This window comes from Paenibacillus sp. OT2-17 (assembly GCF_009827695.1).
GTDB classification, from domain to species: Bacteria; Bacillota; Bacilli; order Paenibacillales; family Paenibacillaceae; genus Paenibacillus; species Paenibacillus polymyxa_B.
This window is the reverse complement of the sequence record NZ_WUDQ01000106.1, coordinates 1-9,950: the sequence shown is the minus strand read 5'-3', so window position 1 is coordinate 9,950 and position 9,950 is coordinate 1. Positions and strand designations below refer to the sequence as shown.

Annotated in this window: 6 protein-coding genes; 5 read left to right on the top strand and 1 reads right to left on the bottom strand. The window is 42.7% G+C overall.

Annotated features, from left to right (window positions below; all coding sequences use genetic code 11):
• From GRP75_RS13715 to aspS, 5 genes are all read left to right on the top strand, one after another.
• On the top strand, positions 1–3,130 hold a 3,130-nt coding region (locus GRP75_RS13715; RefSeq protein ID WP_160789571.1), incomplete at its 5' end, for a type I polyketide synthase.
• A 60-nt stretch (positions 3,131–3,190) separates the two neighbouring features.
• On the top strand, positions 3,191–4,066 hold the full coding sequence (locus GRP75_RS13710; protein WP_160789570.1) for an SDR family NAD(P)-dependent oxidoreductase: 876 nt from the start codon (positions 3,191–3,193) through the stop codon (positions 4,064–4,066).
• Positions 4,067–4,148: 82 nt separating this feature from the next.
• Positions 4,149–5,081, top strand: coding sequence for an acyltransferase domain-containing protein (locus GRP75_RS13705; protein ID WP_237449039.1), 933 nt, complete (start codon positions 4,149–4,151; stop codon positions 5,079–5,081).
• Positions 5,082–5,112: 31 nt separating this feature from the next.
• Positions 5,113–7,386, top strand: a complete 2,274-nt coding sequence (fabD, locus tag GRP75_RS13700) for an ACP S-malonyltransferase (protein ID WP_160789568.1) — start codon at positions 5,113–5,115, stop codon at positions 7,384–7,386.
• A gap of 65 nt (positions 7,387–7,451) precedes the next feature.
• Entirely contained in the window at positions 7,452–9,221 is a 1,770-nt protein-coding gene (gene aspS / locus GRP75_RS13695) for an aspartate--tRNA ligase (RefSeq protein WP_160789567.1), read from the top strand.
• 185 nt (positions 9,222–9,406) lie between these two features.
• Here the strand turns inward: aspS and GRP75_RS13690 are convergent.
• On the bottom strand, positions 9,407–9,950 hold a 544-nt coding region (locus GRP75_RS13690), incomplete at its 5' end, for a hypothetical protein (RefSeq protein ID WP_160789566.1).

Below are 9,950 nucleotides of genomic sequence, written 5' to 3'. Positions count from 1 at the left end.
CTTAATTGAAGATATCAAACAGACATACGGCGGAATCAACGGCATCCTGCACAGTGCTGGAATAATCCAGGATAACTATATTATTAAAAAGACTAGCCTGGAATTCAGGGCAGTGCTAGCGCCCAAGGTTACGGGACTGGTAAATCTGGACCAAGCCAGTAAGGACATTGCTCTTGACTTCTTTATCCTTTTTTCGTCAGGTTCGGGAGTGGGTGGTAATGCAGGTCAGTCTGACTATGCTGCCGCGAATGCTTTTATGGACGCATATGCCTGGTACCGCAATACCTTGGTAACCTCCATGGAGCGTACAGGCAAAACGCTGTCCATCAATTGGCCGTTATGGAAAGATGGCGGAATGCGGCCTGACCAGGAGACGGAGAAGGCCATGCAGAAGGTGGGTATGTATGCGATGAGGACAGAGACAGGAATGAGCGCCCTGTACCAAAGCATAGCCTGTATTTCGGATCAGGTCATGGTGATCGAAGGAGACGTAGATCTAATCAGCACAATGATGGTCATGGAGGGACAGCTTGAAGAAAGCGGTAAAGCATCTCGGGATCAGGCGCTCGGGTCAGAAGCTAACATCGTTCCCTCCAGAGCAAACAAGACAGAGCCCGGTCAAGAAGAAGACCTGTTGCGTGAAAAGACGGTCCATTACTTGAAGACTCTGCTTTCAACGTCCATCGGCCTGCCCGTATATCGAATCGAAGAGGATACACCTTTTGAAAATTATGGGGTTGATTCTATAAAGTCTATGGAGTTGACCGACCAGCTGGAGAAAACATTCGATCAGGTGTCGAGGACTCTATTTTTTGAATATCCAAATATTCGAAGTTTGACGGAATATTTTGTGGAAGCCTATCGAGACCAATTGATCGCTTTGTTTGGCATAGATCAGGCAACAGCTGCGGGTGAAAATGCCGAACCAACTTCTATAACAAATAAGGCAGTGTCCAGCCAGGAAGAAGAGCTACTGCGTGAAAAAATGGCAAGTTACCTAAAGAGCCTGCTCTCTTCGTCCACTGGACTGCCGGAACATCGCATTGAAGAGGACAAAAATCTAGAAAACTATGGTGTTGACTCCATAAAGTCAATGGAATTAACCGATGAGCTGGAAAAAAACTTCGGCCCGCTATCGAGGACCTTACTTTTTGAATATCCGAATATCCAGAGTTTAATAGAATATTTCCTGGAATCGCATCGAGGCGAATTGATTGAATGGTTTGGTATGGAGCAGGTAAAAGCCCCTTCTCCGATATTCCGTCGTCCCCAATTTTCGGCAACCGAGGTAGAGCCTCAGGAGGAGAAGAAACAAGAAACAGGAGCGATGGACATTGCTGTCATCGGGGTGTCCGGGAAATATCCAGGTGCGGAAAATCTTCAGGAGTTCTGGAGCAATCTCCAAGATAGCAAGGACTGCATTACCGAAGTTCCAAAAGACCGTTGGGAGCACGATCTTTATTTTGACAAGGAGAGAAACAAGCCGGGAAAAACCTACTGCAAGTGGGGCGGTTTCATGGAACGAATAAGCCTGTCAGAGCCAGCATTCTTTCATCTCACCCCCTATGAGATCAGTTTAATGGACCCGATAGAGCAACTTTTCCTGGGAATAATATGGAATTTGCTTGAAAGTGCAGGATATACGCGAGAGGCATTACAGAAGAAGCACCAGAACAAGGTTGGCGTCTATGTGGGCGCTACGTATCACAAATACTGCTCCTGTGATATCGAACCGGACTCTGCCCAACGGGTAACATCATTTGGGTCTGTTGCAGTCGCAAATCCCATGTCGCATTATTTCAATTTCCAGGGACCGAGCATATCCATTGATACGATGAGCTCTTCCTCAGCTGTAGCTGTCCATATGGCATGTGAAAGCCTGATCAGGGGAGAGTGTCAAATAGCGGTAGCTGGCGGGGGGAATCTATTGACCAGTCCCAAAAAGTATATTGAATCCAGTCAAAATCAGTTGATTGGAAGTCATGAAGATAGCAGAAGCTTTGCAGATGGGGATGGGTACCTTCCAGCGGAAGGAGTTGGAGCGGTACTCTTAAAACTGCTTCATAAGGCTGTACAGGATGGAGATTGCATTTTAGCGGTTATTAAATCCACGGCAACCAATCATGGGGGACATAGCAATGGATATACAATCCCTAACCCCAATGCGCAGGCGCAACTAGTCGAAGAAAACTTTTTGAAAGCCGGTATAGACCCCCGGACGATCAGTTATGTAGAGGCAGCCGCAAATGGTTCTACATTGGGAGACCCTATTGAACTTGCTGCTTTGAATAAAGCATTCCAGAAATTTACGACTGAGCAGCAATTTTGTGCCATTGGCTCAGTCAAATCCAATATAGGGCATGCAGAAGCGGCTTCGGGAATATCACAGCTAACCAAGGTCATATTGCAATTGTGGCATCGAAAACTGGTTCCTACCATTAAGGCCGAGAAGCTTAACCCTAATATTAATTTCAGTAATACTCCATTTTATTTGCAACGGGAGGTTCAGGAATGGGAGCGGCCTGTAATTGAGATTCAGGGAGAAAAACGGGAATTCCCGTTGCGGGCAACCGTAAGCTCCTTTGGTGCGGGAGGCTCTAATGTGCATTTCATTCTGGAAGAATATATCCCTTCAGAAAAAGACAACATTCATTTGCGAGTGGCAGATCAGACCCAAGTGGTGATTCTCTCGGACATAAACCGTGAGAGACTGATGGCGCTTGCCAATCAATTACTGGGATATTTGGAGCAGCAGAGCGATGATGCCTTACAGGATATTGCCTTCACACTTCAGACAGGCCGCGAAGCGATGACATGCCGGGCGGCAATCGTAGCGAGTACGCGGCAGGATCTACTCACGGGTCTTAGGGAACTTCTCGAAATAGCCGATAGCGGCAACGGGCCCGAAGGGGCATCTATTCCTTTATTTATAGGAGAAAGTGCAGAAGACTCAAACACGAGTGCGCTTCTCTCAGGGAAAATAGGAGAGACTGTTTCTCAATTGCTGCTAGAGGAGAAAAACATGGAGAATATAGCGATGTATTGGACCCAGGGGGGCAGGATTTCATGGGAGGCACTCCATAAGGATAAAGATGTCCGCAGGATCCCCCTACCGATAACCCAGTTTTAAACATAAACAGGGAACCGATCACTATCAGATGGAAAATACAAAATATTCTGGAGGTAAATCATGAGGGAATTTAAAGATAAGATAGCCGTAGTTACGGGAGCCGCCAGTGGGATTGGCCGTGCTATTGCGGACCGATGTGTAAATGAGGGCATGAAGGTCGTCCTCGCGGATATTGAGGAGGAGGCCCTTCTAAGGGCCGAAAAACAATTGAAAGACATGGGTGCAGAAACGTTATCCGTGGTGACGGATATTTCCAAAGAAGCTGATATACGTGCATTAGCGCAAAAAACGGTTCAGATATTTGGGGCTGTGCATCTTTTGTTCAACAATGCAGGGGTGGACGCCGGCACGGGCTGCTTATTATGGGAAAATACGGTGGCGGATTGGCAGTGGGTAATAAACGTAAACATATGGGGGATTCTCTTTGCAACTGAAATTTTTGTTCCTATTATGCTGAAACAGAAAACCGCATGTCATATTGTGAATACAGCTTCCATCGCCGAGCTATTGTCCGGCCATGGTAATGGCATATATAGCGTGTCAAAACATGCCGTTTTAAGCTTGTCTGAAACGCTACACCAAGAACTCAGATTGATAGGTTCCAATGTAGGAGTTTCGGTTGTCTGCCCCGGGTTCGTACGCACCCAAATTATGGATGCGGAACGGAACCGACCGACGGAGCTGAGTAAGCAGACCGGACTAGGAAATCTTCCCCCGGAAAGACAAGTCATTAATCAATTGGCCCGCAAGGCTGTCCAGAATGGAATACTTCCAGAGGATGTAGCAAATCAGATGTTTGAGGGAATCAAAAAAGGGCAGCTATATATCATAACAGAGCCGAAATTCAAACCTGCAATAAGACAACATATGGAGAATGTTCTTAACGAAAGCAATCCCACACCTTCCCAAATGCAATTAGTTCGCAATTTACTGTGAAATATTCGTTTTAAATGGTTTTATTGGGATTTTATCAATGAGTATGTTGTGGGAGGTTAGAATGGACAGATCTGTGATTTTTATGTTTTCAGGCCAAGGCTCACAATACTACGGCATGGGAAGAGAATTATTTAAGTTAAATCCAGTTTTCCGAAAATGGATGACCAAGCTGGATGAGATTCATACGGATATTACAGGCAGGTCCGTATTAAAAATGCTGTACGACGACAACCGTGGGAGAGGAGACCTGTTTGATAGTTTGTTATATACTCACCCCGCAATTTTCATGGTGGAGTATGCCCTCACACAGGTATTACTGGAACAGGGGATTTATCCTGATTACGTTTTGGGTTCCAGCCTCGGTGAATTTGCATCTGTTGCTGTGGCTGATTGTATGAGTTATGAAAATACTCTTCAATGCCTTGTCAAGCAAGCAGAAATGGTAGAAACCTACTGTCCAAAGGGTGGCATGCTGGCCGTAATTGGCGACCTCAGTCTGTATGACCAAATATCCGTATTGAATGCCAACTCAGAGTTAGCATCAATCAACTATGACTCGCATTTTGTCATTTCTGGCAGCTGTGAGGAACTGGAAGAAATTGAACGCTACTTGATAGCAAATGAGATTATATGTCAAAGATTACCGGTCCAGTTTGCTTTTCACTCTTCCTTAATGGACCCTATAGCCTTGGAATATACAGCGTATTTAAAGCTTAAGACCCTAAGGAATCCGACTATAAATATGGTTTCATCTATGTACGGAGGAAAGGCGACATCCCTTGACAACCGTTTTCTTTGGGATGTCACTAGAAAACCTATCCGTTTTCGGAACGCTTTAAAATGTCTGGGAGACGGGGACGGGGTCATCTATATTGACCTTGGCCCCTCGGGCACTCTTGCTAATTTTGTGAAGTACAATTTTGGTATCAAGAAAATGGCAAGTATTTGTTCTATTCTTTCACCTTTTCAAAACGATATGAAAAATTTGGATCGTCTATTTGAAATATTCGACTAATATGCATTCACTAGCAAAAAGGAGGACACAAATGATCGCATATCTGTTCCCTGGACAAGGGGCTCAAGCCAAAGGCATGGGAGTAGGACTATTTGACGAATTTCAGGAATTGGTTGCAAAAGCGGATGCTATTCTTGGTTATTCTATTAAGAAACTGTGTCTTGAAGATCCTGCCAATCAACTAGGACAAACGGATTTTACCCAACCGGCGCTATTTGTCGTAAACGCTTTGAGTTATCTTAATAAATTAAAAGAGACTGGAAGAAAACCCGATTATGTTGCAGGACATAGCCTAGGTGAATACAATGCCTTATTTGCCGCAGAGGCATTTGACTTTGAAACGGGCTTGAAGCTGGTTAAAAAAAGAGGAGAACTGATGGTCAAGGCTGCCGGTGGTGGTATGGCAGCGGTCATAGGCTTGAACGAGGAAGTATTTAGAGAAGTTATCGAGAAAAATAATTTAAGGGAGATTGATGTTGCTAATTTTAATTCGCCAAGCCAGATTGTCATCTCAGGACCGAAGGACATGATTGAGCAGGCGCAGCCAATTTTTGAGGATGCAGGAGCCACAAACTATGTGATTTTAAATGTAAGTGGAGCATTTCACTCCAGGTATTTGGAAGATGCCAGACAGAGATTTGAGGCCTATGCGTCACAGTTCGAATTCTCAAAATTGAAAATACCAGTCATTTCAAATATCTATGCCAGACCCTACAGGCAGCAAGATGTAAGGAGTACGCTGATCAACCAGATCGTAAGTCCGGTCAAATGGTCGGAAAGTATAAGATATCTAATGGGTAAAAATGTAACCCAGTTCATACAGGTTGGGCCTGGAAAAGTCATTACAGGGTTGGTTAACGCAATACAACGAGAAGCAGAACCGCTGATTGTGAGGGAGGATGAAGAACGTAGCGAGCAGGTACAGGAAGTAAAGTCGAAGAATGGTATAGCCAGCCAACGGTTTACGGCGGAATCTCTTGGTCATAGCGAATTCAAACAATATTATGGACTTAAATACGCGTATCTTATGGGTTCGATGTATAAGGGAATATCTTCAAAAGAGATGGTCGTAAAGGCAGGTAAGGCAGGAATGATGGGATTCTTTGGGGCAGGGGGAGTCAAGATTGAGGCCCTTGAAGAAGCTATAAAGTATATTCAGCAAGAATTGAACCAAGGCGAAGCCTACGGAATGAATCTTATTCATGTTCCCGATCACCTGGAAATAGAAAATAACATCGTTGATTTGTACATAAAATACGGTGTTAGAACTATTGAAGCCTCTGCGTTCATGAGTATAACGCCTTCTTTGGTAAGGTACAGATTGAAAGGTTTGAAACGAAATGAAAAGGGGATCGTAACACCGCAGAACAGGATTATAGCGAAAGTATCAAGACCCGAGGTTGTGGAGGCATTCTTGAGTCCTGCGCCTCAGAATATCGTAAATAAACTGCTCGAGGAAAATAGGATAAGCCGGGATGAGGCCCGGATGGCGATGGAAATTCCTATGGTAGACGATCTGTGTGTCGAGGCTGATTCAGGCGGGCATACTGATCATGCTGTTGCATATGTACTGGTTCCGTTAATGCTTAAAATGAGGGATGAAGCGTTACTTAAGTATAAATACAATAAAAGTATAAGGGTAGGGGCAGCCGGGGGGATAGGGACTCCACAAGCTGCTGCGGCAGCGTTTATACTGGGTGCGGATTTTATCATGACAGGCTCAATCAACCAATGTACGGTTGAAGCAGGGACAAGTGATGATGTAAAGGATTTGCTCCAGCAGTTAAATATACAGGATACAGACTACGCTCCCGCAGGAGATATGTTTGAAATGGGAGCGAAGATTCAGGTTATGAAAAAAGGAGTTTTTTTCCCGGCCAGGGCGAATAAATTATATGATCTTTACCGTAATTATAACTCCATAGATGAAATTGATAGCGGAACCAAAAAATATATTGAAGAAAAGTATTTTAAGAAGAGTATTGAACAAGTATATGAAGATATTAAAGCTTATTACCCGGCTGAGATCATTGAAAAAGCTGAAAGAATTCCTAAACGTAAGATGGCGTTGATATTTAGATGGTACTTTACTTATTCTACACGACTTGCAATGAATGGAGACAAACACAGTAAGGTTGATTATCAAGTACACTGCGGACCAGCCCTCGGCGCTTTTAACCAATGGGTTAAGGGAACAGTCTTTGAGAATTGGAAGAACAGGCATGTTGACGAAATAGGACAAAAAATAATGGTTGAAACTGCGGAATACCTGAATGAGAGGTATAAAGCTTTAACGATAATGTGAGTATATGTGTGGAGAAAAATAGAAATCATTAAGATGATAGGGAATAAAAGAAAGTGGGGTTTTTCATGCATAGTTACAGGACTCATAACTGTGGAGAATTGGATCAAAAACATGTCGGCGAAGTAGTGAGAATTGCAGGATGGATAAAAAATATGCGTGACCATGGCGGGGTTATTTTTATTGACCTTAGGGATCAATATGGAGTAACGCAGATTGTTGTTTCTGATAATAACGAATTGAAAGATTTTGTATCAAAGATCACCAGAGAGTCAACTATTTCTGTTACAGGTACTGTATGTAACAGATCTGAAAATACGATTAGTCCCACTATGAAAACCGGGCATATTGAGTTAGCTGCTAATGAGATAGAAGTTTTAGGGAAGGTAGTGAATCCATTACCTTTTGAAGTATCTTTAGCAAATGAAGCTCGGGAAGATTTAAGATTAAAGTATCGTTTCTTGGATCTACGGAATGAAAAAATACACAATAATATTATACTTCGTTCTAAAGTAATTCAAAGTATCAGAAGAAAGATGATCGATTTGAATTTTTTAGAGATCCAGACACCTATCCTGACAAGTTCATCTCCAGAAGGCGCCAGAGACTATCTAGTTCCTAGTAGAGTACATCCAGGCCAATTTTATGCCTTGCCTCAGGCACCTCAACAATTTAAACAATTATTAATGGTTTCGGGTTTTGATAAATATTTTCAAATTGCTCCTTGCTTTAGAGATGAGGATGCAAGGGCAGACAGATCACCCGGCGAGTTTTATCAGCTGGATTTGGAAATGGCTTTTGCAACACAGGAAGATGTCTTTAATGTAGTTGAAAATATGCTATATGAAGTTTTCTCTGAATTTACAGATTTTAAAATTTCAAAGCCTTTTACCAGGATTCCATATCAAGAAGCCATGCTCAAATACGGGAGCGATAAACCTGATTTAAGGAATCCATTAATTATCCATGATGTTACAGAGCTGTTTACAGAGACTGATTTTAAAGTATTTAAAAATAAAACGATAAGAGTTATTGCTGTTCCTGGTTGTGGAGCACAGCCAAGAAGCTTTTATGACGATATAGTAAACTTTGCTATTGAGGCTGGAGCGAAAGGCCTCTCATGGATTAAGTTCAATGATGATATGTCTCTTAGTGGCTCTATTGCAAAATTCATTTCTGAAGAGGTGAAAAACGAATTAATACATGTTACGCAAGCTAGTTCAGGATATGCACTGTTTTTTGCTGCTGACCAACTTAAAAATGTCGAAAAAATAGCCGGTGCTGTCAGAAATCAATTAGGAAAAAGACTGGATTTGCTGGAAAAGGATATATATAAATTTTGCTGGATAGTTGATTTTCCTATGTTTGAATTGGATCCTGATACTCATAAAATTGGGTTTAGTCATAATCCTTTTTCGATGCCACAAGGTGGTATGGATGCGCTGCTGAATATGAATCCTCTTGATATCCTAGCGTACCAATATGATATTGTATGTAATGGGATTGAACTGTCCTCGGGTGCTGTCCGTAACCATGATACGGAGATTATGGTAAAAGCCTTTGAGATTGCAGGTTATACATATGGAGATATCAAGAGTAAATTTCCTGCACTCTTTAATGCTTTTCAATTTGGGCCGCCGCCTCATGCAGGTATAGCACCTGGAATTGATAGGATTGTTATGATCATTGCAAATGAATCGAATATCCGAGAGGTTATTGCTTTTCCAATGAATAGCAAAGCGCAGGATCTATTAATGGGAGCACCTTCGGAGGTTACTGAGAAACAATTGAGAGATGTTCATATAAAATTGGTAAATACTCAGCCAGAAACAGAATAAACAGATTCAACAACATACTGAAAGCAAAGGCTGAAATCGGCACGTATTTGAATCTCATTGAGTGTGTTAAAAACTCTCCTTGCTAGATGCAGAGGAGAGTTTTTTTATTTAGCTCAGATTGGGGTTGTTCACGATGACAATCTTCATCGGTATACTAGAAGGTATGGCAGGCTTATCAAGTGGAGCTATGACAAAAAGTAGAAATTATAGGAATACAGGAAAATCGAAATAGCTAGAAACGAAAGAATCAGCGTCGCGGTGTATACCTTTCTTAACAATGTTGTTTTGGAAACATTACATTTTCTTACAGCAAGATAGGCAGCCGGTACAAAGGCAAGCCCAAGTACCCAGAAAAAGATAATATTCAAATTGAAATTGGACATAGGCTGAAAGGGGTCGCCTATCAATTGGATGCTGGAAGCAATGAGATTGACGATCACAAGCAGACCCAGCAATGGTATTACGGTTACACTGTCAGGGAAGGGAAGCCGCGAAGTACTCTTCTGCTTTCTTGCGTCCTTGAGCTTCCGCAGCCACCCTGTAATACCAAAAACAAACCCAAGCGCAAACCAAATGCCGCATGCCCCCACTAGAATATAACTGAAAATGGATGTTTGCAGGAAGGAGATCGGCAATTGGTCATCGATCACTCCATATGACAATTGCGTCACTTTACCATCGGCATTGGTTAAGAAAAAAAGACGACTGATGTTTAAGCCCGCGTAATCA